This is a genomic window from Pseudomonas sp. NFACC32-1 (assembly GCF_900101215.1).
Taxonomy (GTDB): Bacteria; Pseudomonadota; Gammaproteobacteria; order Pseudomonadales; family Pseudomonadaceae; genus Aquipseudomonas.
Genome location: NZ_FMUL01000003.1, coordinates 140,991 through 167,138 on the forward strand (window position 1 = coordinate 140,991; position 26,148 = coordinate 167,138).

General features: G+C 62.3%; 20 protein-coding genes and 2 pseudogenes. 19 read left to right on the plus strand and 3 right to left on the minus strand.

The window, feature by feature from the left end; all coding sequences use genetic code 11:
• The first annotated feature begins 20 nt into the window (after positions 1–20).
• The 5 genes from purB (at position 21) to aceA (ending at position 5,810) form a co-directional block, all read left to right on the plus strand.
• Positions 21–1,391 carry an adenylosuccinate lyase gene (gene purB / locus BLP99_RS06835; protein WP_072392854.1) on the plus strand — a complete coding sequence of 457 codons (1,371 nt, stop codon included), beginning with the start codon at positions 21–23 and terminating at the stop codon, positions 1,389–1,391.
• A gap of 83 nt (positions 1,392–1,474) precedes the next feature.
• Positions 1,475–2,641 (plus strand): ribosomal protein uL16 3-hydroxylase, encoded by a 1,167-nt coding sequence (locus BLP99_RS06840; RefSeq protein ID WP_072392851.1) that lies wholly within the window; start codon positions 1,475–1,477, stop codon positions 2,639–2,641.
• The gene (locus tag BLP99_RS06845) at positions 2,634–3,059 is read left to right on the plus strand and encodes a GNAT family N-acetyltransferase (protein ID WP_072458331.1); all 426 of its coding nucleotides are present in this window, start codon (positions 2,634–2,636) and stop codon (positions 3,057–3,059) included. Before BLP99_RS06840 ends, BLP99_RS06845 begins: the two co-directional genes overlap by 8 nt.
• 170 nt (positions 3,060–3,229) lie before the next feature.
• Positions 3,230–3,991, plus strand: coding sequence for a secretin N-terminal domain-containing protein (locus BLP99_RS06850; protein WP_072392845.1), 762 nt, complete (start codon positions 3,230–3,232; stop codon positions 3,989–3,991).
• Between the two features lie 493 nt (positions 3,992–4,484).
• The gene (gene aceA / locus BLP99_RS06855) at positions 4,485–5,810 is read left to right on the plus strand and encodes an isocitrate lyase (RefSeq protein ID WP_072392842.1); all 1,326 of its coding nucleotides are present in this window, start codon (positions 4,485–4,487) and stop codon (positions 5,808–5,810) included.
• A gap of 106 nt (positions 5,811–5,916) precedes the next feature.
• Here aceA and BLP99_RS26965 read toward each other — a convergent pair.
• Together BLP99_RS26965 and BLP99_RS26785 are read right to left on the minus strand one after the other, a co-directional pair.
• A pseudogene (locus BLP99_RS26965) lies at positions 5,917–6,453 on the minus strand (methyl-accepting chemotaxis protein); the annotation flags it as partial.
• Between the two features lie 369 nt (positions 6,454–6,822).
• A pseudogene (locus BLP99_RS26785) lies at positions 6,823–7,839 on the minus strand (methyl-accepting chemotaxis protein); the annotation flags it as partial.
• A gap of 875 nt (positions 7,840–8,714) precedes the next feature.
• On the opposite strand from BLP99_RS26785, the gene BLP99_RS06865 reads away from it, so the two are divergent.
• From BLP99_RS06865 to nuoN, 13 genes are all read left to right on the plus strand, one after another.
• Positions 8,715–9,128 carry an NADH-quinone oxidoreductase subunit A gene (locus BLP99_RS06865; protein ID WP_030141323.1) on the plus strand — a complete coding sequence of 138 codons (414 nt, stop codon included), beginning with the start codon at positions 8,715–8,717 and terminating at the stop codon, positions 9,126–9,128.
• A 10-nt stretch (positions 9,129–9,138) separates the two neighbouring features.
• On the plus strand, positions 9,139–9,813 hold the full coding sequence (locus BLP99_RS06870; RefSeq protein WP_072392835.1) for a NuoB/complex I 20 kDa subunit family protein: 675 nt from the start codon (positions 9,139–9,141) through the stop codon (positions 9,811–9,813).
• Between the two features lie 72 nt (positions 9,814–9,885).
• Positions 9,886–11,670 carry an NADH-quinone oxidoreductase subunit C/D gene (gene nuoC / locus BLP99_RS06875; protein ID WP_072392832.1) on the plus strand — a complete coding sequence of 595 codons (1,785 nt, stop codon included), beginning with the start codon at positions 9,886–9,888 and terminating at the stop codon, positions 11,668–11,670.
• Between the two features lie 2 nt (positions 11,671–11,672).
• Positions 11,673–12,170 (plus strand): NADH-quinone oxidoreductase subunit NuoE, encoded by a 498-nt coding sequence (nuoE, locus tag BLP99_RS06880; RefSeq protein ID WP_072392829.1) that lies wholly within the window; start codon positions 11,673–11,675, stop codon positions 12,168–12,170.
• Positions 12,167–13,525: an NADH-quinone oxidoreductase subunit NuoF gene (gene nuoF, locus BLP99_RS06885; protein WP_072392826.1), complete on the plus strand. Its 1,359-nt coding sequence runs from the start codon at positions 12,167–12,169 to the stop codon at positions 13,523–13,525. Before nuoE ends, nuoF begins: the two co-directional genes overlap by 4 nt.
• 138 nt (positions 13,526–13,663) lie before the next feature.
• Positions 13,664–16,378 carry an NADH-quinone oxidoreductase subunit NuoG gene (nuoG, locus tag BLP99_RS06890; RefSeq protein ID WP_072430640.1) on the plus strand — a complete coding sequence of 905 codons (2,715 nt, stop codon included), beginning with the start codon at positions 13,664–13,666 and terminating at the stop codon, positions 16,376–16,378.
• Positions 16,375–17,382: an NADH-quinone oxidoreductase subunit NuoH gene (gene nuoH, locus BLP99_RS06895; protein ID WP_072392820.1), complete on the plus strand. Its 1,008-nt coding sequence runs from the start codon at positions 16,375–16,377 to the stop codon at positions 17,380–17,382. The genes nuoG and nuoH overlap by 4 nt, the downstream gene beginning before the upstream one ends.
• A gap of 11 nt (positions 17,383–17,393) precedes the next feature.
• Positions 17,394–17,942: an NADH-quinone oxidoreductase subunit NuoI gene (gene nuoI / locus BLP99_RS06900; protein WP_072392816.1), complete on the plus strand. Its 549-nt coding sequence runs from the start codon at positions 17,394–17,396 to the stop codon at positions 17,940–17,942.
• A gap of 9 nt (positions 17,943–17,951) precedes the next feature.
• The gene (gene nuoJ, locus BLP99_RS06905) at positions 17,952–18,452 is read left to right on the plus strand and encodes an NADH-quinone oxidoreductase subunit J (protein ID WP_072392813.1); all 501 of its coding nucleotides are present in this window, start codon (positions 17,952–17,954) and stop codon (positions 18,450–18,452) included.
• A 4-nt stretch (positions 18,453–18,456) separates the two neighbouring features.
• Positions 18,457–18,765 carry an NADH-quinone oxidoreductase subunit NuoK gene (gene nuoK / locus BLP99_RS06910; RefSeq protein WP_072392810.1) on the plus strand — a complete coding sequence of 103 codons (309 nt, stop codon included), beginning with the start codon at positions 18,457–18,459 and terminating at the stop codon, positions 18,763–18,765.
• Positions 18,762–20,615, plus strand: a complete 1,854-nt coding sequence (nuoL, locus tag BLP99_RS06915; protein WP_072392807.1) for an NADH-quinone oxidoreductase subunit L — start codon at positions 18,762–18,764, stop codon at positions 20,613–20,615. Before nuoK ends, nuoL begins: the two co-directional genes overlap by 4 nt.
• Before the next feature lie 39 nt (positions 20,616–20,654).
• The gene (gene nuoM, locus BLP99_RS06920; protein WP_072392804.1) at positions 20,655–22,187 is read left to right on the plus strand and encodes an NADH-quinone oxidoreductase subunit M; all 1,533 of its coding nucleotides are present in this window, start codon (positions 20,655–20,657) and stop codon (positions 22,185–22,187) included.
• A 7-nt stretch (positions 22,188–22,194) separates the two neighbouring features.
• A complete protein-coding gene (nuoN, locus tag BLP99_RS06925; RefSeq protein WP_072392801.1) occupies positions 22,195–23,658 on the plus strand; it encodes an NADH-quinone oxidoreductase subunit NuoN in 1,464 nt (487 codons plus the stop codon).
• A gap of 250 nt (positions 23,659–23,908) precedes the next feature.
• On the opposite strand, the gene otnI is transcribed toward nuoN, so the two are convergent.
• The gene (gene otnI, locus BLP99_RS06930; protein ID WP_072392798.1) at positions 23,909–24,691 is read right to left on the minus strand and encodes a 2-oxo-tetronate isomerase; all 783 of its coding nucleotides are present in this window, start codon (positions 24,689–24,691) and stop codon (positions 23,909–23,911) included.
• Positions 24,692–24,924: 233 nt separating this feature from the next.
• Here otnI and BLP99_RS06935 point away from each other — a divergent pair, with 233 nt between their 5' ends.
• Positions 24,925–26,034 (plus strand): NAD(P)/FAD-dependent oxidoreductase, encoded by a 1,110-nt coding sequence (locus BLP99_RS06935; RefSeq protein ID WP_092180017.1) that lies wholly within the window; start codon positions 24,925–24,927, stop codon positions 26,032–26,034.
• Positions 26,035–26,148: the final 114 nt, after the last annotated feature.

Genomic DNA, 26,148 nt, shown 5'->3' on the forward strand with positions numbered 1-26,148 from the left:
CGACTGTCCGAGAACACCCCATGCAGCTCTCTTCGCTCACTGCGGTTTCCCCTGTTGACGGCCGCTACGCCGGCAAAACCCAGGCCCTGCGCCCGATTTTCAGCGAGTACGGCCTGATCCGTGCCCGCGTCCTGGTTGAAGTGCGCTGGCTCCAGCGCCTGGCCGCCCACCCCGCCATCGGCGAAGTCCCGGCGTTCTCCGCCGAAGCCAATGCGGTGCTGAACGCCCTGGCCGAGAACTTCGCCCTGGAGCACGCCGAGCGCGTCAAAGAGATCGAGCGCACCACCAACCACGACGTCAAGGCCATCGAATACCTGCTCAAGGAGCAGGCGGCCCAGCTGCCGGAACTGGCCAAGGTCAGCGAATTCATCCACTTTGCCTGCACCAGCGAGGACATCAACAACCTGTCCCACGCCCTGATGCTGCGCGAAGGCCGCGATGACGTGATGCTGCCGCTGATGCGCCAGATCGCCCAGGCCATTCGCGAACTGGCGATCCGTTTCGCCGACGTACCGATGCTGTCGCGCACCCACGGCCAGCCGGCTTCGCCGACCACCCTGGGCAAGGAACTGGCGAACGTCGTTTACCGCCTGGAGCGCCAGATCGCTCAAGTCGCCGCCGTGCCCCTGCTGGGCAAGATCAACGGCGCCGTGGGCAACTACAACGCGCACCTGTCGGCCTACCCGGACATCGACTGGGAAGCCAATGCCCGTGCCTTCATCGAAGACGAGCTGGGCCTGAGCTTCAACCCGTACACCACCCAGATCGAACCGCACGACTACATCGCCGAGCTGTTCGACGCGATCGCACGCTTCAACACCATCCTGATCGACTTCGACCGCGACATCTGGGGCTACATCTCCCTGGGCTATTTCAAGCAGCGCACCATCGCCGGCGAAATCGGTTCCTCGACCATGCCGCACAAGGTCAACCCGATCGACTTCGAGAACTCCGAAGGCAACCTGGGCATCGCCAATGCACTGTTCCAGCACCTGGCGAGCAAGCTGCCGATTTCCCGCTGGCAGCGCGACCTGACCGACTCCACGGTACTGCGCAACCTGGGCGTGGGTTTCGCCCATAGCGTCATTGCCTACGAAGCCAGCCTCAAGGGCATCGGCAAGCTGGAGCTGAACGAGCAGAAGATCGCCGCCGACCTCGACGCCTGCTGGGAAGTCCTGGCCGAGCCGATCCAGACCGTGATGCGCCGCTACAACATCGAAAACCCGTATGAGAAGCTGAAAGAACTGACCCGTGGCAAGGGCATCAGCCCTGAAGCGTTGCAGACTTTCATCGACGGCCTGGACATGCCCGCCGAAGCGCGCACCGAGCTGAAAAAGCTCACGCCGGCCCGCTACATCGGCAATGCGGCGGCACAAGCCAAGCGTATCTGACCCATTGCCTTGCCCTGAGACGCCCGGCCGCGCCGGGCGTTTTTATTCGCGTCTGAAAAGTAATTTTTTTCAATAGGTTACACATGAATCCTGATATTCCTCTGCAACTCCTGGGCGGCATCACGGCACGGGAGTTCCTGCGCGACTACTGGCAGAAGAAACCGCTGCTGATCCGCCAGGCCATCCCTGACTTCGAAAGCCCGATCGACGCCGACGAACTGGCCGGCCTGGCCCTGGAAGAAGAAGTCGAGTCGCGCCTGGTGATCGAGCACGGCGAGCGTCCCTGGGAATTGCGTCGCGGCCCGTTCGCCGAAGACGAATTCAGCAAACTGCCAGAGCGCGAATGGACACTGCTGGTACAGGCGGTCGATCAATTCGTACCGGAAGTCGCCGAATTGCTGGAGCACTTCCGCTTCCTGCCCAGCTGGCGCATCGACGATGTGATGATCAGCTTCGCCGCCCCCGGTGGCAGCGTTGGCCCGCATTTCGACAACTACGACGTATTCCTGCTGCAAGGGCATGGCAAGCGCAACTGGAAGATCGGCCAGATGTGCGACTCCGAGAGTCCCTTGCTGCAGCACGCCGACCTGCGCATCCTCGCCGACTTCGAGGCGAACGACGAGTGGACCCTGGAACCGGGTGACATGCTCTACCTGCCGCCCCGCCTGGCCCACTGCGGCGTGGCCGTGGATGACTGCATGACGTATTCGGTGGGTTTCCGCGCGCCGAGCGCCGCCGAGGTGCTGACTCATTTCACCGATTTCCTCAGCCAGTTCCTGCCGGACGAAGAACGCTACACCGACGCCGATGCGCGCCCGGTGAGCGACCCGCATCAGATCCAGCACGACGCCCTCGATCGCCTCAAGGGCCTGCTGGCCGAACACATGAGCGACGAACGCCTGCTGCTGACCTGGTTCGGCCAGTTCATGACCGAGCCACGCTACCCGGAACTGGTGGTCGGGCCCGAGCTGGAAGAGGACGACCTGCTGGCCGGCCTGGAGCAAGGCGCGGTGATCATTCGCAACCCGAGCGCACGCCTGGCCTGGTCGGAAGTCGACGACGACCTGCTACTGTTCGCCAGCGGCCAGAGCCGCTACCTGCCGGGCAAGTTGCGTGAGCTGCTGAAGATGATCTGCGCCGCGGATGCGCTGCATATCGAAAACCTCGGCCCATGGCTGGCCGACGAAGATGGTCGCGGCCTGCTCTGCGAGTTGGTCAAGCAAGGCAGCCTGGGGTTCGCCGATGAATAGAATTCACGTTCGTGTCGCAGACTGGCAAAAGGACAACGCCGAGATCCGGCGCATTCGTGAGACCGTGTTCATTGCCGAACAGTCCGTTCCACCCGAGCTGGAATGGGATTGCGATGACCAGGATGCAGTGCATTTCCTGGCCTTCGAAGGCGATTTCCCCATTGGCACCGCTCGCCTGCTGACCGAGGGTCATATCGGCCGCGTCTCGGTCCTCAAGGACTGGCGCGGCCTGAAAGTCGGCGATGCGCTGATGCAAGCCGTGATCGCCGAAGCCGAGAGACGCGGGCTCAAGCAGCAGATGCTCAGCGCCCAGGTCCATGCCACGCCGTTCTATGAGCGCCTGGGCTTTGCCGTGGTCAGCGAGGAGTTCCTGGAAGCCGGGATCCCTCATGTGGACATGGTGCGGCACTCGGCCTGAATCCGCAGCGCGGCCATCGCGAGCTTGCTCGCGATGAAGCCCTCAAGCCTTACCGAAAAACGCCCCGCCATCCCACGATGCCGGGGCGTTTTGCCGTCTACCATTCAACTTGCCCCACTCGGGGCCGACAAACTGGCAATATCAAGCCTTTGTCTCGCGGAGAAATGGACATGCCTCTACGCACCCTCCTGGTCACCCTGCTGCTCGGCTGCAGCCTGTCGGCCATGGCCGACACACAAATCGTGCCGCTGAACTACCGCACCAGCGCCGACCTGCTGCCGGTGGCGCAGAACTTCATCGGCAAGGACGGCCAGGTCAGCGCCTACGGCAACCAACTGATCGTCAACGCCGAACCTGGCAAGATCGAAGAACTCCGGCAATTCCTCGCCCAGTTGGATACCGCCCCCAAACGCCTGCTGATCACCGTGGACACCAACGAGAACAACCTGCAAGGCGACCAAGGCTACTCCATCAACGGTGCAGCCCCCAGCCAGACCCGCATCATCAACCGCAGCACAGCCAGCCGTGACGGTGGGGTGCAGCAGGTACAGGCAAGCGAAGGCCAACCGGCGCTGATCCAGGTCGGACAAAGCGTGCCCTTCACCAGCACCCAGACCGACACCTATGGCCGCATGCAGAGCCAGACCGAATACCGCAATGTCACCCAGGGTTTCTATGTCACCGCCAGCGTTACCGGCGAGACCGTTCATCTGAGCATCAGTACCAACCGTGACCGTATGAGCCAGGAACGTCCCGATGTAGTGAACGTCCAGAGTACCGACACAACAGTCAGCGGTCGCCTGGGGGAATGGATCACCCTGGCGGGCGTGAATCGCCAGACACAAGCCGACAAACAAGGCCTGACCCGCAGCTACTCGACACAAGGTCGCGACGACATGATTCTGCGGGTCAAGGTCGACACCCTGAACTGAAGCATCAAAAACTGACTGATGAGTCGTATTAGACCAAAGATGTAGTGGCTGAAAAAAAGCACTACAAAACGTTTGACGAGCAAAAAAACCGAAGGCATGATGGCCTCGCTCCCGCTAATCAGGGGCCCTGGCAAGGGCCTTCGGGTCGTCGCTTGCACCTACCCCGCGAGCCGATTCGTGTCTGTACCGCCCACAAGGTGTGTTTGACGAGGTTGCGACTGGAACGAAGTTGTCCCGAGGGACGGAAGCGTAACTAGGTAACCCGGCATCACTCTGAGTTCACATGAAGGCCCACGACGCCCGAATGCGCCCGCAGTTCGCCTCTACCTGCTCACTTTCCCCTCGAGCCCATCGTTCATCCCGTCGCCTCCTCGCCTGAACCGACTTGTATGCCCGGCCCCCTGGCCAGCGAGCAGCCTTCTTCGCCAATGTTTGGTGAAACCGGCAGGAGCAGGAATCTTCCACACCCGACGATGCGACGAGGTTTATTTCCATGGCACTGACACGCGAACAGCAAATTGCAGCCCTTGAAAAAGACTGGGCTGAGAACCCACGCTGGAAAGGCGTGAAGCGCAATTATTCCGCTGCTGACGTCGTCCGTCTGCGTGGCTCGGTTCAACCTGAGCACACCTTTGCGAAAATGGGCGCCGAGAAGCTCTGGAACCTGGTGACCCAGGGCGCCAAGCCATCCTTCCGTCCCGAGAAAGATTTCGTCAACTGCATGGGCGCCCTAACCGGCGGCCAGGCCGTACAGCAAGTCAAGGCCGGCATCCAGGCGATCTACCTGTCGGGCTGGCAAGTGGCTGCCGACAACAACTCCGCCGAATCGATGTACCCCGACCAATCGCTGTACCCGGTGGATTCGGTTCCCACCGTGGTCAAGCGCATCAACAACTCGTTCCGTCGCGCCGACCAGATCCAGTGGAAAGCCGGCAAGAACCCAGGCGACGAAGGCTACATCGACTACTTCGCGCCAATCGTGGCTGACGCCGAAGCCGGTTTCGGCGGCGTACTGAATGCCTACGAGCTGATGAAGAGCATGATCGAAGCAGGCGCCGCCGGCGTTCACTTCGAAGACCAGCTGGCCTCGGTGAAGAAATGCGGCCACATGGGCGGCAAGGTACTGGTGCCGACCCAGGAAGCCGTACAGAAGCTGACCGCTGCCCGCCTGGCCGCCGACGTCGCTGGCGTACCGACCATCATCCTGGCCCGTACCGACGCCAACGCCGCTGACCTGCTGACTTCCGACTGCGACCCGTACGACCAGCCGTTCGTAACCGGCACCCGCACCCAGGAAGGCTTCTACAAAGTCCGCGCCGGCCTGGACCAGGCAATCGCCCGCGGCCTGGCCTACGCGCCGTACGCCGACCTGATCTGGTGTGAAACCGCCAAGCCGGACCTGGAAGAAGCGCGTCGCTTCGCCGAAGCGATCAAGAAGGAATACCCGGACCAGATCCTGTCGTACAACTGCTCGCCTTCCTTCAACTGGAAGAAAAACCTGGACGACGCGACCATCGCCAAGTTCCAGCGCGAACTGTCCGCCATGGGCTACAAGCACCAGTTCATCACCCTGGCCGGCATTCACAACATGTGGCACAGCATGTTCAACCTGGCGCACGACTACGCCCGCAACGACATGACCGCCTACGTGAAACTGCAGGAGCAGGAGTTCGCCGACGCCGCCAAGGGCTACACCTTCGTGGCGCACCAGCAGGAAGTGGGCACCGGTTACTTCGACGACATGACCACCGTGATCCAGGGCGGCACCTCGTCGGTAACCGCACTGACCGGCTCCACCGAAGAAGAACAGTTCCACTGATCCATCGTTAAACGGCCCTTGCGGACCGAGTCAAAGCTAACCGCAAGGCCGCCAATCTGAAGCCCCGACTGGTTCGGGGCTTTTTTTCGCCGGCTTTGCGCTGTTTTCACACTTTGAAATGGCTCACCAGTTGCTGCAACTGGTTCCCCAGGCGCGCCAGTTCGATGCTGGAGGCTGCGGTTTCCTCGCTGGCCGAGGCGGTCTGCTCGGAGACATCGCGCACGCTCAAGATACTGCGACTGATGTCCTCGGCCACCGAACTCTGTTGCACCGCGGCGGCGGCAATCTGCTGGTTCATGGCCTGGATGCCGGAAACCGCCTGGGTGATATTGCCCAGGGAGGTGCCAGCCTTACCGGCCAATTCCACGCTGCTGTCAGTCAGTTCACGGCTGTTTCGCATGATATTCGAGACCTGGCGCGTGCCGTTCTGCATGCCCGCCACCAGGCTTTCAATCTCTTCGGTGGACTGCTGGGTACGCTGGGCCAGCCCGCGCACTTCGTCGGCGACCACGGCAAAGCCACGCCCGGCGTCACCGGCGCGAGCGGCCTCGATGGCCGCATTGAGGGCCAGCAGGTTGGTCTGCTCGGCCACCGCCCTGATCACGTCCATGATCTTGCCGATGCGCCCGCTTTCCTGCTCCAACTCGTTCATGGCTTCGACGGAGCGCCCGACTTCGCCGGCCAAACGCTCGATCTGGACGATGGCTTGCGCGACCACCTCGTCGCCGATACGGGCCTGTGCGTCGGCCTCCGACGCGGCTGCGCAAGCCTGTTCGGCATTGCGCGCGACTTCATGCACCGTCGCCGACATTTCGTGCATGGCAGTGGCCACCTGGTCAGTCTCGGTCTTCTGGCTATTGACCCCGGCACTGGTCTGCTCAGTGACAGCCGACAGCTCTTCGGCGGCGCTGGCGATCTGGGTGACGCCATCCCGGATGCCGCCGATCAGGTCGCGCAACGTAACGCCCATGCGCTGGATACCTTGCTGCAAGGCACCCAGCTCATCACCACGGGTCACGACCATGTCTTGGGTGAGGTCACCTGCCGCGATGCGATCAACCACTGCCAGCGTGTCCTGCAACGGCCGGGTAATCTGGCGCGTGATGATCACGGCCGCAAGAATCCCCAACAGTATCGCCAATGCAGTACAGCTCAACTGCAGGATCCGCGAACGGGTGCTTTCTTCATCCAGGTAAACCAACTGGCTGGCATACATTTCATCCGTCAGGCGGGTGATGGTTTCACCCAGGTCGACGGTTTCCTGCACAGCCTTGCCAATGGCCTGGTTGCTGGCGGTGAAGTTCTGCACCGATTGGCGGTAAGCGATCAGCGCGGTTTCCAGTTGCTTGATGGTATCGGCATAGGCGGGGCCGAAAGCGCTGTTGAGGGTGTCGATGCTCTTGAACGCATTTTCAAGCTGGCGGGTGGCGGCCTGTTCGGTGGCGCTGTTGGGATTGCCGGTATAGCCACGCACTTCATAACGCACCAGGGCCACGTCCTCCTTGACCTTGAGGATCACCCTGTACAGGTCGAAGCGGCGCTCGTCCGAGACGGGCATGGCTTCCACATCACTGATGACCTTGGCAATCAGCGCGGCGCCTTTGACCGCGTTGGTCCCCATCTCCTTGCGCATGGCGGCGTCATTGCGATAGGCCTCGCGCATGGTATCCAGTGCCCGCTGATACTGCGCGCTGGCCTGCTCGATCAAGGCGAGCTTCTTCAGGTTTTCCGGTTTTCTCAGCTCTTTTGCCAGGCTTTTCTCCTTGGCCACAAGCTGCTCCAGCGACGCCTGGATCAATGCCCCTTTCTGCTCATCGCCCTTGTCCAACTGATATTGGAATCGAGCCCTGCGCAGATGGTCCAGACGGTCGCCGAACTCGGCAATGCTCGACATCCGGTCCGCACGCTCGATCATCTTGCCCAAGCTGAACCAGCCGGTCGCGGCGAGGATGGCGGTCAGAAACAGCACAACGGCAAAACCCAAAGCCAGCTTGAGCATAACGCTCATATTCGCGATCGGAGACTTCATGACATTCCTTGAGTAATCCCAGCCGCGAACGATGAAAACTGACGCAGCTATCTATGAAGAGGCATGTCTAACCAGCATTGATATAGATGATTAGATGAATGAACCGCAAAGATAGCCATTTGATATCACTCCTTCAAGACTTCCGTCTCCGACCCCTGCCGATTTTTTCGAGCAGCGGCATCGCTCATGCGCATCCTCCCCGGGTCACAGGCTCCAGGGTGGACTGGATTGCCGGACATCGATCCGTCGCTCCTTTTTTTCACTCGTTTTCCTGGAAGCGGCCTACGCTTAGGAACAAGCCTGCCCCTGTGGAGCCAGGCTTGGCCGCGCTGGACGCAAGACAGTCTGCCTCGGGACTGATTTGCTGGCATCGCGGCCAAGCCTGGCCTTCACAGGAGCAGTGCCCCATGCAGCCTTGAGCGCCAGCGGCCCTCCTTTACGGAAACCTCAGCAGAAACTTCAGCGCAACGATAGAAAAATTGATCGAACGCAGTATTGGGCGGTCGGAAAAGGAGTAAAACGTCCGACGCTGACAATTGCAGTAGCGACGATTAAGACAGCTCCCCTCGACACGACTTTAAGTGCACATGGAGGGCGCAATACAGATAACAATAATTATCATTTGGAAGTCGTTATCATTGTTGCATTCCGCACGAAATATTATTGTTCAATAGCCGGCCAATGCCCGTCGGGCCGGGGCCGCGCGGCCCTGGAGGTGCGCCATGTCCTTATTCCAATAAATAATTTCGTGATCTGAATTTTACTTGCCCGGTGTTTAGCCATAAAATCACCGCGATTGATTGCTGCGACATATCGTCACTGCGTTATTTCTTTTCAAGCTCAGAGACCTTTGCTCTCTGTTAAGGATTTCCAGCATGCCCGAAGCGACAGGACTCATGGCCCACAACTGGGGCTTTGCCATTTTCCTTCTGGGTGTCGTCGGCCTGTGCGCCTTCATGCTCGGCGTCTCCAGCCTCCTCGGGTCAAAAGCCTGGGGACGCAGCAAAAATGAACCGTTCGAGTCCGGCATGCTGCCTACCGGTGGCGCCCGCTTGCGGCTCTCAGCCAAATTCTATCTGGTCGCGATGCTCTTCGTGATCTTCGATATCGAAGCCCTCTTTCTCTTTGCCTGGTCTGTGTCCGTCCGCGAAAGCGGCTGGACCGGATTCGTCGAAGCTCTCGTTTTCATAGCAATTCTGTTGGCAGGTCTTGTCTACCTTTACCGGGTGGGGGCACTTGATTGGGCTCCGGAAGCTCGGCGCAAGCGGCAAGCGAAGCTGAAACAATGAGGCTTTGGCAATGCAATACAATCTCACCAGGATCGACCCCGATGCTCCTAACGAGCAGTATCCGATCGGCAAGCGGGAAACCGTCGCCGATCCGTTAGAAGATCAAGTCCACAAGAATATCTTCATGGGCAAGCTCGAAGACGTGCTGAACAGCACGGTCAACTGGGGTCGCAAGAACTCCCTGTGGCCGTACAACTTCGGCCTTTCGTGCTGCTACGTGGAAATGACCACCGCCTTCACGGCGCCCCACGACATCGCGCGCTTTGGCGCCGAGGTAATCCGGGCATCGCCGCGCCAGGCGGACTTCATGGTTATCGCCGGTACGCCGTTCCTGAAGATGGCCCCCATCATCCAGCGCCTGTATGAGCAGATGCTGGAACCCAAGTGGGTCATTTCCATGGGCGCCTGTGCCAACTCCGGTGGCATGTATGACATCTATTCCGTGGTTCAGGGAGTCGACAAGTTCCTTCCGGTGGATGTCTACGTGCCCGGCTGCCCGCCTCGTCCCGAAGCGTTCCTGCAAGGCCTGATGCTGCTGCAGGAATCCATCGGACAGGAACGTCGCCCGCTTTCCTGGGTCGTCGGCGATCAAGGCGTCTACCGCGCCGACATGCCGTCGCAAAAGGCCGAGCGCCGCGAACAGCGAATCGCAGTCACCAACCTGCGCAGCCCCGACGAAGTCTGATCCAGCTCTGTTCCGTACAAGAAACGAGAAACTGGCTTCATTCTTTACGTTGACCGAAAGCGATAAATAACCATGACTACAGGCAGTGCTCTGTACATCCCGCCTTACAAGGCAGACGACCAGGATGTGGTCGTCGAACTGAACAACCGTTTTGGCCCCGAGGCGTTCACCGCCCAGGCAACCCGCACCGGCATGCCGGTGCTGTGGGTTGCCCGCGAGAAGCTCGTCGAAGTCCTGACTTTCCTGCGCAACCTGCCCAAGCCCTACGTCATGCTCTATGACCTGCACGGCGTGGACGAGCGCCTGCGTACCAAGCGCCAAGGGCTGCCGAGCGGTGTCGACTTCACCGTGTTCTACCACCTGCTGTCGGTGGAACGTAATAGTGACGTAATGATCAAGGTCGCCTTGTCCGAAAACGACCTCAGCGTGCCCTCCGTGACCGGTATCTGGCCGAACGCCAACTGGTACGAGCGCGAAGTCTGGGACATGTTCGGCATCGACTTCCGCGGTCACCCGCACCTGACACGCATCATGATGCCGCCGACCTGGGAAGGTCACCCGCTGCGCAAGGACTTCCCGGCCCGCGCCACCGAGTTCGACCCGTTCAGCCTGTCCCTGGCCAAGCAGCAGCTAGAGGAAGAAGCCGCGCGCTTCAAACCCGAAGACTGGGGCATGAAGCGCTCCGGGGCGAACGAGGACTACATGTTCCTCAACCTCGGCCCGAACCACCCTTCGGCCCACGGTGCGTTCCGCATCATCCTGCAACTGGACGGCGAAGAGATCGTCGACTGCGTCCCGGACATCGGCTATCACCACCGTGGCGCCGAGAAGATGGGCGAGCGCCAGTCCTGGCACAGCTACATCCCGTACACCGACCGCATCGACTACCTCGGCGGCGTGATGAACAACCTGCCGTACGTGCTCTCGGTCGAGAAACTGGCCGGTATCACGGTACCGGACCGGGTCAACGTGATTCGCATCATGATGGCCGAGTTCTTCCGTATCACCAGCCACCTGCTGTTCCTCGGTACCTATATCCAGGACGTCGGCGCCATGACTCCGGTGTTCTTCACGTTCACCGACCGCCAGCGGGCCTACACGGTGATCGAAGCCATCACCGGCTTCCGCCTGCACCCGGCCTGGTACCGCATCGGCGGCGTCGCCCACGACCTGCCCCGGGGCTGGGAAAAGCTGGTCAAGGATTTCGTCGAGTGGATGCCCAAGCGCCTGGACGAATACACCAAGGCCGCCCTGCAGAACAGCATTCTCAAAGGTCGTACCATCGGGGTCGCTGCCTACAACACCAAAGAGGCCCTGGAATGGGGCGTCACCGGTGCCGGCCTGCGTTCCACCGGCTGCGATTTCGACCTGCGCAAGGCTCGCCCCTATTCCGGCTACGAGAACTTCGAATTCGAAGTACCACTGGCCGTCAACGGCGATGCCTATGACCGCTGCATGGTTCGCGTCGAGGAGATGCGCCAGAGCATCAAAATCATCGACCAGTGCATGCGCAACATGCCGGAAGGCCCGTACAAGGCGGATCACCCGCTGACCACGCCGCCGCCAAAGGAGCGCACGCTGCAACACATCGAGACCCTGATCACGCACTTCCTGCAGGTTTCGTGGGGCCCGGTCATGCCGGCCAACGAATCTTTCCAGATGATCGAAGCGACCAAGGGTATCAACAGTTATTACCTGACGAGCGATGGCGGCACCATGAGCTACCGCACCCGGATCCGCACTCCAAGCTATCCGCACCTGCAGCAGATCCCTTCGGTGATCAAAGGCAGCATGGTCGCGGACTTGATCGCGTACCTGGGTAGTATCGACTTCGTTATGGCCGACGTGGACCGCTAAGCATGAACAGCACGCTTATCCAGACAGACCGTTTCGCCCTGAGCGAAACCGAGCGCTCGGCCATCGAGCACGAGCTGCATCACTACGAAGACCCGCGCGCGGCGTCTATCGAAGCCCTCAAGATCGTCCAGAAGGAACGTGGCTGGGTACCCGATGGCGCGCTCTACGCCATCGGCGAGATCCTCGGCATTCCGGCCAGCGACGTCGAAGGCGTGGCCACCTTCTACAGCCAGATCTTCCGCCAGCCGGTGGGCCGCCACATCATTCGCGTCTGCGACAGCATGGTCTGCTACATCGGCGGCCACGAGTCGGTGGTCGGCGAGCTGCAGAGCAAACTGGGCATCGGCCTGGGCCAGACCACTGCCGACGGCCGCTTCACCCTGCTGCCGGTGTGCTGCCTGGGCAACTGCGACAAGGCCCCGGCACTGATGATCGACGACGACACCTTCGGTGACGTTACGCCAGCCGGCGTTGCCAAACTGCTGGAGGGCTACGTATGACCCTGACTTCCTTCGGGCCCGCCAACCGCATCCAGCGTTCGGCTGAAACCCACCCCCTGACCTGGCGCCTGCGTGACGACGGCGAGCCGGTCTGGCTGGACGAATACCAGGCCAAGAACGGCTATGCCGCCGCGCGCAAGGCCTTCACCGACATGGGCCAGGACGATATCGTCCAGACCGTGAAGGACTCGGGCCTCAAGGGCCGCGGCGGCGCGGGCTTCCCTACCGGCGTGAAGTGGGGACTGATGCCCAAGGACGAATCCATCAATATCCGCTACCTGCTGTGCAACGCGGATGAGATGGAGCCCAACACCTGGAAGGACCGCATGCTGATGGAGCAACTGCCCCATCTGCTGATCGAAGGCATGCTCATCAGCGCCCGGGCGCTGAAGACCTACCGCGGCTATATCTTCCTGCGCGGCGAATACACCACCGCCGCCAGGCACCTGAACCGTGCCGTGGAAGAAGCCAAGGCCGCGGGCCTGCTGGGCAAGAACATCCTGGGCAGCGGCTTCGATTTCGAGCTGTTCGTCCACACGGGCGCCGGGCGTTATATCTGCGGTGAAGAAACCGCACTGATCAACTCCCTGGAAGGACGCCGCGCCAACCCGCGCTCCAAACCTCCCTTCCCTGCCGCCGTGGGCGTGTGGGGCAAGCCGACCTGCGTGAACAACGTCGAGACCCTGTGCAACGTGCCGGCGATCATCGCCGACGGCGTGGACTGGTACAAATCCCTGGCCCGCGACGGCAGCGAAGACATGGGCACCAAGCTCATGGGCTTCTCCGGCAAGGTCAAGAACCCCGGCCTGTGGGAGCTGCCCTTCGGCATCACCGGCCGCGAGCTGTTCGAGGACTACGCCGGCGGCATGCGCGACGGCTACAAGCTCAAGTGCTGGCAGCCCGGCGGTGCCGGTACCGGCTTCCTGCTGCCCGAACACCTGGACGCGCAGATGTATGCCGGCGGCATCGCCAAGGTCGGGACCCGCATGGGTACCGGCCTGGCCATGGCGGTGGACGACAGCGTCAGCATGGTTTCGCTGCTGCGCAACATGGAAGAGTTCTTCGCTCGTGAGTCGTGCGGTTTCTGCACCCCTTGCCGCGATGGCCTGCCATGGAGCGTCAAGTTGTTGCGGGCCATCGAGAACGGCGAAGGCCAGGCCGGCGACATCGAGACCCTGCTGGGCCTGGTGGGTTTCCTCGGCCCGGGCAAGACCTTCTGTGCCCACGCACCGGGTGCCGTGGAACCGCTGGGCAGCGCGATCAAGTACTTCCGCCCTGAATTCGAGGCCGGCATCGCGCCAACCCGCGCCGGCGATCTCAATCAGGTGGTCACGCCGACCATGGTCGGCGCGTAACAACGCTTAAGAAGGCGAAGGGTCCGTGCCCTTCGCCTTTTCGTCCGATGACGCCTCCTGGGCTGTTTGGACTCGGACGAACGACAAGATTCCATTAGCCACGCCCGCTGACACCGGGCCAACGAAGAACTTTGAACCATGGCCACTATCCACGTAGACGGCAAAGCGCTCGAAGTCGATGGGGCAGACAACCTGTTACAGGCATGTCTGTCGCTAGGCCTCGACATCCCTTATTTCTGCTGGCACCCCGCGCTTGGTAGCGTCGGGGCCTGCCGCCAGTGCGCAGTCAAGCAGTACACCGACGAGAACGACACCCGCGGTCGCATCGTCATGTCCTGCATGACCCCTGCCACCGACAACACCTGGATCTCCATCGACGATGAGGAATCCAAGGCGTTCCGCGCCAGTGTCGTCGAATGGCTGATGACCAACCACCCGCACGACTGCCCGGTCTGCGAGGAAGGTGGTCACTGCCACTTGCAGGACATGACCGTGATGACCGGTCACAACGAGCGCCGTTATCGCTTCAAGAAGCGCACCCACCAGAACCAGCAGCTGGGCCCGTTCATTTCCCATGAGATGAACCGTTGCATCGCCTGCTACCGCTGCGTGCGCTTCTACAAGGACTACGCCGGCGGCACCGACCTGGGCGTGTTCGGCGCCCACGATAACGTGTACTTCGGTCGCGTCGAAGACGGCACCCTGGAAAGCGAATTCTCCGGCAACCTCACCGAGGTCTGCCCGACCGGTGTGTTCACCGACAAGACCCACTCCGAGCGCTACAACCGCAAGTGGGACATGCAGTTCGCGCCAAGCATCTGCCACGGCTGCTCCAGTGGTTGCAACATCAGCCCGGGCGAACGCTACGGCGAACTGCGTCGCATCGAAAACCGCTACAACGGTTCGGTGAACCAGTACTTCCTGTGCGACCGCGGCCGTTTCGGCTACGGCTACGTCAACCGCAAGGATCGCCCTCGCCAACCGCTGCTGGCCGACGGCACCAAGCTGAGCCTGGACGAAGCCCTGGACAAGGCCGCCGACCTGCTGCGCGGCCGCAACATCGTCGGCATCGGCTCGCCACGGGCCAGCCTGGAAAGCAACTACGCGCTGCGTGAGCTGGTCGGTACCGAACACTTCTACAGCGGTATCGAAGCCGGCGAGCTGGAACGCATCCGCCTGGTGCTGCAAGTGCTCAAGGACAGCCCGCTGCCCGTGCCGACGATGCGTGACATCGAAGACCACGACGCAGTGTTCGTCCTCGGTGAAGACCTGACCCAGACCGCGGCCCGCATGGCCCTGGCCTTGCGTCAGTCGGTCAAGGGCAAGGCCGAGGAGATGGCCGACGCCATGCGTGTCCAGCCATGGCTCGACGCTGCCGTGAAGAACATCGGCCAGCATGAGCTGAACCCGCTGTTCATCGCCAGCCTCGCCGAAACCAAGCTCGATGACGTGGCCGAGGAATGCGTCCACGCAGCTCCGGACGACCTGGCGCGCATCGGTTTCGCCGTGGCCCACGCCCTGGACGCCAGCGCCCCGGCCGTCGAAGGCCTGGACAGCGAAGCAGGCGCATTGGTACAGCGCATCGCCGACGCCCTGCTGGCGGCCAAGCGTCCGCTGGTCATCGCCGGTACCTCCCTGGGCTCCAAGGCCCTGATCGAAGCGGCCGCCAACATCGCCAAGGCCCTCAAGCTGCGGGAAAAGAACGGCTCCATCAGCCTGGTGGTGCCCGAAGCCAACAGCCTCGGCCTGGCCATGCTCGGCGGCGAGTCGGTGGACGCGGCGCTGCAAGCCGTGATCGACGGCAGCGCCGATGCCATCGTGGTGCTGGAGAACGACCTGTTCACCCGCACCGACAAGGCCAAGGTGGACGCCGCGTTGAATGCCGCGAAAGTGGTGATCGTCGCCGACCATCAGAAAACCGCCACCACCGACCGCGCCCACCTGGTGCTGCCGGCGGCGAGCTTCGCCGAAGGCGACGGGACGCTGGTCAGCCAGGAAGGTCGCGCCCAGCGTTTCTTCCAGGTCTTCGACCCGCAATACCTGGACGCCAGCATCCTGGTCCACGAGGGCTGGCGCTGGCTGCATGCCCTGCGCGCCACCCTGCTGAACCAGCCGATCGACTGGACCCAACTGGACCACGTCACGGCTGCAGTCGCATCGAGCTCCGCTCAACTGGCCGGCATCGTCGACGCTGCACCGTCCGCCTCGTTCCGCATCAAGGGCTTGAAGCTGGCCCGTGAACCGCTGCGTTATTCCGGCCGCACCGCGATGCGCGCCAACATCAGCGTCCACGAACCGCGCACCCCGCAGGACAAGGACACCGCGTTCGCCTTCTCGATGGAAGGTTACTCGGGCTCGGCCGAACCGCGCTCGCAAGTGCCGTTCGCCTGGTCGCCGGGCTGGAACTCGCCCCAGGCCTGGAACAAGTTCCAGGACGAGGTCGGTGGTCACCTGCGTGCCGGCGATCCGGGCACTCGCCTGATCGAAAGCCAGGGCGATGGCCTGGGCTGGTTCGCCAATGTACCGCGCGCTTTCAATCCGGCCCCGGGCACCTGGCAGGTCGTACCGTTCCATCACCTGTTCGGCAGCGAAGAGAACTCTTCCAAGGCCGCTCCGGTACAGGAACGCATCCCGGCCGCCTACGTGTCTCTGGCCAAATCGGAGGCCGATCGCCTGGGCGTCAACGACGGCGCCCTGCTGAGCCTGAACGTCGCGGGCCAGACCTTGCGCCTGCCGCTGCGTATCAATGAGCAACTGGGCGCCGGCCTGGTGGCCCTGCCGGCCGGCCTGGCGGGTATCCCACCGGCGGTGTTCGGCAAGACCGTCGATGGTCTGCAGGAGGCAGCGCAATGAGCTGGTTCACCCCTGAAGTGATCGAAGTGATCCTGACAGTCCTCAAGGCCATCGTGATCCTGCTGGCCGTGGTGGTCTGCGGGGCACTGCTGAGCTTCGTCGAACGTCGCCTGCTGGGCTGGTGGCAGGACCGCTACGGTCCGAACCGCGTCGGCCCGTTCGGCATGTTCCAGATCGCCGCCGACATGGTCAAAATGTTCTTCAAGGAAGACTGGACGCCACCGTTCGCCGACAAGGTGATCTTCACCCTGGCACCGGTGGTGGCCATGAGCGCCTTGCTGATCGCCTTCGCGATCATCCCGATCACCCCGACCTGGGGCGTGGCGGACCTGAACATCGGCCTGCTGTTCTTCTTCGCCATGGCCGGCCTTTCGGTGTATGCGGTGCTGTTCGCCGGTTGGTCGAGCAACAACAAGTTCGCCCTGCTGGGCAGCCTGCGTGCTTCGGCCCAGACCGTGTCCTACGAAGTGTTCATGGGCCTGGCGCTGATGGGCGTCGTGGTCCAGGCCGGTTCGTTCAACATGCGCGACATCGTCGAGTACCAGGCGCAGAACCTGTGGTTCATCATTCCGCAGTTCTTCGGCTTCTGTACGTTCTTCGTCGCTGGCGTGGCCGTGACTCACCGTCACCCCTTCGACCAGCCGGAAGCGGAACAGGAACTGGCCGATGGTTACCACATCGAATACGCCGGCATGAAATGGGGCATGTTCTTCGTCGGTGAATACATCGGCATCGTCCTGATCTCGGCACTGCTGGTCACGCTGTTCTTCGGCGGCTGGCATGGTCCGTTCGGCATCCTGCCGCAACTGTCCTTCGTGTGGTTCGCCCTGAAGACCGCGTTCTTCATCATGCTGTTCGTCCTGCTGCGCGCCTCGATCCCGCGCCCACGCTACGACCAGGTGATGGACTTCAGCTGGAAATTCTGCCTGCCACTGACCCTGATCAATTTGCTGGTGACCGCTGCGATCGTGTTGTTGAACACGCCTGCGGCCGCGGTTCAGTGAGGATTTGACCCATGTTCAAATATATTGGCGACATCGTTAAGGGTACCGGTACCCAACTGCGGAGCCTGGTCATGATCTTCGGCCATGGCTTCCGCAAGCGCGACACCCTGCAATACCCCGAAGAAGCGGTCTACCTGGCACCTCGCTACCGTGGCCGCATCGTCCTGACCCGCGACCCCGACGGCGAGGAACGCTGCGTGGCCTGCAACCTGTGCGCCGTGGCTTGCCCGGTAGGCTGCATCTCGCTGCAGAAAGCCGAGACCGAAGACGGTCGCTGGTACCCGGACTTCTTCCGCATCAACTTCTCGCGTTGCATCTTCTGCGGCCTTTGCGAAGAAGCCTGCCCGACCACCGCGATCCAGCTCACGCCGGATTTCGAAATGGCCGACTTCAAACGTCAGGACCTGGTGTACGAGAAAGAAGACCTGCTGATTTCCGGTCCCGGTAAAAACCCTGATTACAACTTCTATCGTGTTGCAGGTATGGCCATTGCCGGTAAGCCGAAAGGTGCCGCGCAGAACGAAGCCGAGCCGATCAACGTGAAGAGCTTGCTGCCTTAAGGAAGAAAGATGGAATTCGCTTTCTATTTCGCATCGGGTATCGCGGTGGTGTCCACGCTTCGAGTGGTCACCAACACCAACCCCGTGCACGCCCTGCTCTACCTGATCATTTCGCTCATCGCCGTGGCCATGACGTTCTTCAGCCTCGGCGCACCGTTCGCCGGTGCCCTGGAAGTGATCGCCTACGCCGGCGCCATCATGGTGCTTTTCGTGTTCGTGGTGATGATGCTGAACCTGGGCCCTGCCTCGGTCCAGCAGGAGCGCTCCTGGCTCAAGCCGGGCATCTGGGCCGGGCCGGTGATCCTCGCCGCCCTGCTGCTGGGTGAACTGCTGTATGTGCTGTTCGCTCACCAGAGCGGCCAGGCCATCGGCCAAACCACCGTGGACGCCAAGGCCGTGGGCATCAGCCTGTTCGGCCCGTACCTGCTGGTGGTCGAACTCGCCTCGATGCTGCTGCTCGCCGCAGCCGTCACGGCGTTCCATTTGGGCCGTAACGAGGCGAAGGAGTAATCACATGCCTGCTATCCCTCTCGAGCATGGTCTGGCGGTTGCCGGCATCCTGTTCTGTCTCGGTCTGGTCGGCCTGATGGTCCGCCGCAACATTCTGTTCGTGCTGATGAGCCTGGAGGTCATGATGAATGCCTCCGCCCTGGCCTTCATCGTCGCGGGCGCTCGCTGGGCGCAACCGGATGGACAAGTCATGTTCATCCTGGTGATCAGCCTGGCAGCCGCCGAGGCCAGTATCGGCCTGGCGATTCTGTTGCAGCTGCATCGCCGCTTCCACACTCTCGATATCGACGCTGCCAGCGAGATGCGCGGATGAACCTACTCTTCCTGACTTTCGTATTCCCCCTCATCGGCTTCCTGCTGCTGTCGTTCTCGCGGGGCCGCTTCTCGGAAAACCTCTCGGCATTGATCGGCGTCGGTTCCATCGGCCTGTCCGCCATCGTCACGGCCTACGTGATCTGGCAGTTCAACGTCGCCCCGCCGCAAGGTGGCGCGTACGCGCAGGTGCTGTGGCAGTGGATGGCGGTGGAAGGCTTCACGCCAAGCTTCACCCTGTATCTGGACGGCCTGTCGGTGACCATGCTCGGCGTGGTGGTCGGCGTGGGTTTCCTGATCCACCTGTTCGCTTCCTGGTACATGCGCGGTGAAGCCGGTTACTCGCGTTTCTTCGCCTACACCAACCTGTTCATCGCCAGCATGCTGTTCCTGGTGCTCGGCGATAACCTGCTGTTCGTGTACTTCGGCTGGGAAGGCGTGGGCCTGTGCTCGTACCTGTTGATCGGTTTCTACTACAGCAACCGCAACAACGGCAACGCGGCGCTGAAGGCATTCATCGTGACCCGGATCGGCGACGTGTTCATGGCCATCGGCCTGTTCATCCTGTTCCAGCAGCTGGGCACGCTGAACATCCAGGAACTGCTGGTCCGTGCTCCCGAGCACTTCAAGGCCGGCGACTTCTGGATCGTCCTGGCGACCCTGATGCTGCTCGGTGGTGCCGTCGGCAAATCCGCACAGCTGCCGCTGCAGACCTGGCTGGCGGACGCGATGGCCGGCCCTACCCCGGTCTCGGCCCTGATCCACGCGGCAACCATGGTGACCGCGGGCGTGTACCTGATCGCCCGTACCCACGGCCTGTTCGCCCTGGCGCCGGACATCCTGCACCTGGTGGGCATCGTCGGCGGCGTGACCCTGGTGCTGGCCGGTTTCGCCGCCCTGGTGCAGACCGACATCAAGCGGATCCTCGCCTACTCCACCATGAGCCAGATCGGCTACATGTTCCTGGCCCTGGGTGTCGGTGCCTGGGAAGGCGCGATCTTCCACCTGATGACCCACGCGTTCTTCAAGGCCCTGCTGTTCCTGGCCTCCGGTGCGGTGATCGTTGCCTGCCACCACGAGCAGAACATCTTCAAGATGGGCGGCCTGTGGAAAAAACTGCCACTGGCCTACGCCAGCTTCATCGTCGGTGGCGCGGCCCTGGCGGCCCTGCCACTGGTGACCGCCGGCTTCTACTCCAAGGACGAGATCCTCTGGGAAGCGTTCGCCAGCGGCAACCAGGGGCTGCTCTACGCAGGCCTGGTGGGTGCGTTCATGACCTCGCTGTACACCTTCCGCCTGATCTTCATCGCGTTCCATGGTGAAGCCAAGACCGAAGCCCACGCCGGCCACGGCATCGCCCACTGGCTGCCGCTGTCGGTACTGATCGTGCTGTCGACTTTCGTCGGCGCCCTGATCACCCCACCGCTTGCCGGCGTGCTGCCACAAAGCGTCGGCCATGCAGGCGGCGAAGCCAAGCACAGCCTGGAAATCGCCTCGGGCGCCATCGCCCTGGCGGGTATCCTGCTGTCCGCCCTCTTGTTCCTGGGCAAGCGTCGCTTCGTGACCGCGATCGCCAACAGCGGCCTCGGCCGTGTCCTTTCGGCCTGGTGGTTCGCTGCCTGGGGCTTCGACTGGATCTACGACAAACTGTTCGTCAAGCCATACCTTGCGATCAGCCACATTCTGCGCAAAGACCCGCTCGACCAGACCATTGGCCTGATCCCGCGCATGGCCAAGGGCGGCCACACCGCCCTGAGCCGTACCGAGACCGGTCAACTGCGTTGGTATGCGGCTTCCATGGCGGCTGGCGCCGTGCTGGTTATCGGCGCCATCGTGCTGGTAGCGGTCTGATATGAACCTTGCGAACTTGCGAAAGGAAACGAGCCCGTCATGATTCTGCCCTGGCTAATCCTGATCCCTTTTATCGGCGGCCTGCTGTGCTGGATGGCGGAGCGTTCCAGCTCCACCCTCCCGCGCTGGATCGCGCTGCTGACCATGTCCCTGGAACTCGCGCTCGGCCTCTGGCTGTGGGCGACCGGCGACTATTCATTCGCTCCGGCCCCCGGCGCCGATCCGACCTGGGCGCTTGAATTCAAGCACCTGTGGATCGAGCGCTTCGGCATCAGCGTGCACCTGGCCCTCGACGGCCTGTCGCTGCTGATGATCCTGCTGACCGGCCTGCTGGGTATCCTCTCGGTGCTCTGCTCCTGGAAAGAGATCCAGCGCCATGTGGGCTTCTTCCACCTGAACCTGATGTGGATCCTGGGCGGCGTCGTCGGCGTGTTCCTCGCGCTGGACCTGTTCATGTTCTTCTTCTTCTGGGAAATGATGCTGGTGCCGATGTACTTCCTCATCGCGCTCTGGGGTCATAGCTCGGCGGACGGCAAGAAAACCCGGATCTACGCGGCGACCAAGTTCTTCATCTTCACCCAGGCTTCCGGCCTGATCATGCTGGTGGCGATCCTCGGTCTGGTGCTGGTCAACTTCAACAACACCGGCGTGATCACCTTCAACTACGCCGACCTGTTGAAAGTGCAGATGTCGCGCACCACCGAGTACGTGCTGATGCTGGGCTTCTTCATCGCCTTCGCGGTGAAGCTGCCGGTGGTACCGTTGCACTCCTGGCTGCCGGATGCCCACGCCCAGGCACCGACCGCAGGTTCCGTGGACCTGGCGGGTATCCTGCTCAAGACGGCGGCCTATGGTCTGCTGCGCTTCGCGTTGCCGATGTTCCCCAACGCCTCGGCCGAGTTCGCGCCGATCGCGATGACCCTCGGCCTGATCGGGATCTTCTACGGTGCGTTCCTGGCCTTCGCCCAGACCGACATCAAGCGCCTGATCGCCTTCTCCAGCGTCTCGCACATGGGCTTCGTGCTGATCGGTATCTATTCCGGCAGCCAGCTGGCCCTGCAGGGCGCGGTGATCCAGATGCTGGCCCACGGCCTGTCCGCGGCGGCGCTGTTTATCCTCAGCGGCCAGTTGTACGAGCGCCTGCACACCCGGGATATGCGTGAAATGGGTGGCCTGTGGTCGCGCATCGCCTACCTGCCGGCCATCAGCCTGTTCTTCGCGGCCGCTTCCCTGGGCCTGCCGGGTACCGGCAACTTCGTCGGCGAGTTCCTGATCCTGATCGGCACCTTCGTCAGTTCGCCGTGGATCATCGCCATCGCCACCTCCGGCCTGGTGTTCGGTTCGGTCTACTCGCTGATCATGATCCACCGCGCCTACTTCGGCCCGTCCAGGTCGGACGAAGTGCTGCGCGGCATGGACGGTCGCGAACTGATCATGGTGCTTGGCCTTGCGGTGCTGCTGATTTACCTCGGCGTCTACCCGCAACCGTTCCTCGACACCTCTGCCGCCACGATGCATGGCGTGCAGCAGTGGCTCGGCACCGCCTTCTCTCAACTCGCTTCGGCCCGGTAAGAGCGCTATGGAATTCACGATTCAACACTTTATCGCGCTTGCGCCGCTGTTGATCACCAGCGCCACGATCCTCGTGGTGATGCTGGCGATCGCCTGGCGCCGCAATCACTCCCAGACCTTCCTGCTGTCGGTGGCGGGGCTGAACCTGGCCTTGCTGTCGATCCTGCCGGCCCTGAAAGTCGCCCCGCTGACGGTCACCCCGCTGTTGCAGATCGACAGCTTCGCCTGCCTGTACATGGCGCTGATCCTGGTCGCCACCCTGGCCTGTGTCACCCTCGCCCACGCCTACCTGGGCGATGGCGGTTCGGGCTACCCGGGCAATCGCGAAGAGCTGTACCTGCTGATCCTCATGGCCGCCGCCGGTGGCCTGGTCCTGGTCAGCGCCCAGCACCTGGCCAGCCTGTTCATCGGCCTGGAGCTGCTGTCGGTGCCTGTGTACGGCCTGGTGGCCTATGCCTTCTTCAACAAGCGCTCCCTGGAAGCCGGCATCAAGTACATGGTGCTGTCGGCGGCCGGCTCTGCGTTCCTGTTGTTCGGCATGGCCCTGCTCTACGCCGAAGCCGGCACCTTGAGCTTCGTCGGTATCGGCCAGGCCCTGGCGGCCACCGGCCTGCCCAGCCCGGTCGCGCAACTGGGCCTGGGCATGATGCTGATCGGCCTGGCGTTCAAGCTGTCGCTGGTGCCCTTCCACCTCTGGACCCCGGACGTCTACGAAGGCGCCCCGGCCCCGGTGGCGGCGTTTCTGGCCACAGCTTCCAAGGTGGCGGTGTTCGCCGTGATGGTGCGTCTGTTCCAGATCTCTCCGGTGGCCAGCAGTGGCGTCATGAGCAACGTGCTGACCATCATTGCCATCGCCTCGATCCTGTTCGGTAACCTGCTGGCCCTGACACAGAGCAACCTCAAGCGTCTGCTGGGTTACTCGTCCATCGCCCACTTCGGCTACCTGCTGATCGCCCTGATCGCCAGCAAGGGCCTGGCCGTGGAAGCCATTGGCGTGTACCTGGTCACCTACGTGATCACCAGCCTTGGCGCGTTCGGCGTGATCACCCTGATGTCCTCGCCGTACAACGGCCGCGACGCCGACGCCCTGTACGAATACCGCGGCCTGTTCTGGCGCCGTCCGTACCTGACCGCCGTGCTCACCGTGATGATGCTGTCCCTGGCCGGTATCCCGCTGACCGCCGGCTTCATTGGCAAGTTCTACATCATCGCCACCGGCGTCGAGGCTCACCAATGGTGGCTGGTCGGCTCCCTGGTGCTGGGCAGTGCCATCGGCGTGTTCTACTACCTGCGCGTCATGGTCACCCTGTACCTGATGGAACCGAACCTGCGTCGTCACGATGCCGAGTTGCACTGGGAACAGAAGGCAGGCGGCGTGATGCTGCTGGCCATCGCCGTATTGGCGTTCTTCCTCGGCGTCTACCCACAGCCATTGCTGACCCTGGTTCAGCAGGCGGGCCTGACGGGCTGATCGCGAATGCTGTTCGCTTGAAGAAAAACCGTATCGCGAGATACGGTTTTTTTATGCCCGAGAAAAGCGTCGTTCGGCTTTACGCCTCGTCCGCCTACCGCGGTTTCGCGGCCAAGTGCACCACTACCAGGGCCCTGCCCTTCCAGTCACCGGGCACAGACCGCTACCACCGCCAAGGTTGCTCCAGGTGTGATCTGGCGCAGTGATCGGTCATCAGTCCGCCATGGCGAGCAGGCACGCTCCACAAGCGTCAGCGTGCCTTCCAGTCCCGCAGCCACCGCAGACCCACTGAAGTATCGCCGCGCGGCCGATATTCGCATCCGACCCAGCCGTCATAGCCCAACTCATCCAGCAGCTCGAACACAAAGGGATAATTGACTTCCCCAAGGTCCGGCTCGTGGCGGTCCGGCACGCCGGCAATCTGGACATGGCCGATGCGGTTGAAGTCGCGCCGCAATTTGCTCGCCAGGTCACCTTCGACAATCTGGCAGTGGTAGCAGTCGAACTGGACCTTGAGGTTGTCGGCCCCCACTTCCCGGCAGATGGCCTGGGCCTGGTCCTGGCGATTCAGGAAAAAGCCAGGCATGTCCCGGGTATTGATCGGTTCGAGCAGCACAGTGATCCCGGCTTTCGCGGCCTGGGCCGTGGCATGGGCGAGGTTCTCCAGATACACCGCGTGATATCGCGCCCGCTCGGCTTCGGACGGGAGCACGCCGGCCATGACATGAATCCTGGAGTTGCCCAGTACCGCGGCATAATCCAGGGCACGCTCGAAACCCTCGCGAAATTCCTGCTCACGTCCCGGCAACGACACGATCCCCCGCTCCCCCGCAGCCCAATCCCCGGGTGGCGCGTTGAACAGCACCTGGACAAGGCCGTTGTCATCGAGCCTCTGCTTGAGCACCTGAGGGGTGTGGTCATAGGGGAACAGGTACTCGACAGCCGAAAAACCATCGGCCGCCGCAGCCGCGAAACGCTCCAGGAAATCATGTTGCGGGTACAGCATGCTGAGGTTGGCTGCAAAACGAGGCATCGGGGATTCTCCGTGGACAAGGTCAGACAAAAGGCCCGATCGGCAAGTCGATCGCCTAGGGTACGTACGGGCAACGTAGGGAACGCGCGGCCCAAATGCGCAGCCCGTACGCCTCGTTGAGTCCGGCCAGTTTAATCACATCCATGTTTTCGTCACCTCCACGCTTCACCCCTTCCCCGGGCGAGGCTACCCTGAACGCGCTCAGGTCTTTCCCTATTGAAGGAGAATCGAGGTTGCGTGTGGATATCCAATGCGTAGTGGCAGGCGCAGGGGTCGTCGGCCTGGCCGTGGCGGGGGAGATGGCCCGCGCCGGCCATGAAGTGCTGGTGATCGAATCCGGTGCCGCCGTCGGCATGGGCATCAGCTCGCGAAACTCCGAGGTCATTCATGCCGGCATCTACTACCCGCCGGGCAGCCTCAAGGCGCAGTTGTGTGTCGAAGGTCGACACCGGCTGTACGCTTATTGTGAAAGCCATGGCGTGGCCACCCGACGCCTCGGCAAATTGATCGTCGCCAGAGACCAGGCGCAATTGGCCGGCCTCCAGACACTGCTCGAACGCGGGCTGGCCAATGGGGTGGACGACTTGCGCCTGCTCGACCGGACGCAGGCACTGGCCCTGGAACCGGCGCTGGCCTGTGTCGCCGCGCTGTACTCGCCCTCCACCGGCATCGTGGATTCCCATGGCCTGATGCTGGCGTTGCAGGGCGATGCCCAAGCGGCCGGGGCGGACGTTGCGTTCCATTCACCGCTACTTGGGGTTCGCATCGAAGCCGGGCATTTCACCCTGGAGGTGGGCGGCTCGGCACAGATGAGCCTGTCCTGTCGCCTGCTGATCAATGCCACCGGCTTGCACGCGCCTGCCCTCGCCCGGCGCATGGAAGGCTTGCCAGCGCAGACGGTGCCCGATGACTACCTGTGCAAGGGCAACTACTTCAGCCTTGCCGGGCGCGCGCCGTTCCGCCACTTGATCTACCCGGCTCCGCAAGCCGCCGGCCTGGGTACCCACATGACCCTGGACATGGCGGGCCAGGCCCGCTTCGGCCCTGACGTGGAATGGGTCGACCACGAGGACTACCGGGTCGATCCGGCCCGGGCCGAGGTTTTTTATCTGGCGATTCGCGATTACTGGCCAGGCCTGCCGGACCAGAGCCTGCAACCGGCCTATAGCGGTATCCGCCCGAAAATTTCCGCTCCCGGCGAACCTGCCCGGGACTTCCTCATCAGCAGCGAGGCCGAGCACGGGGTACCGGGCCTGATCAACCTGTTCGGTATCGAATCGCCAGGGCTGACTTCCTGCCTGGCCATTGCCGCCAAGGTTCGGCACCTGCTCGAAACGCCTTAGCGAATCGGGCCACCCATCCGATCAGGCAGGGAGCGATTGGCGGACAGCGCAAAGTGCAAGGTGCTTTTCCCCGCTTCATGCAGGCTGCACGACGCTGAAATCCAGATCAAATTC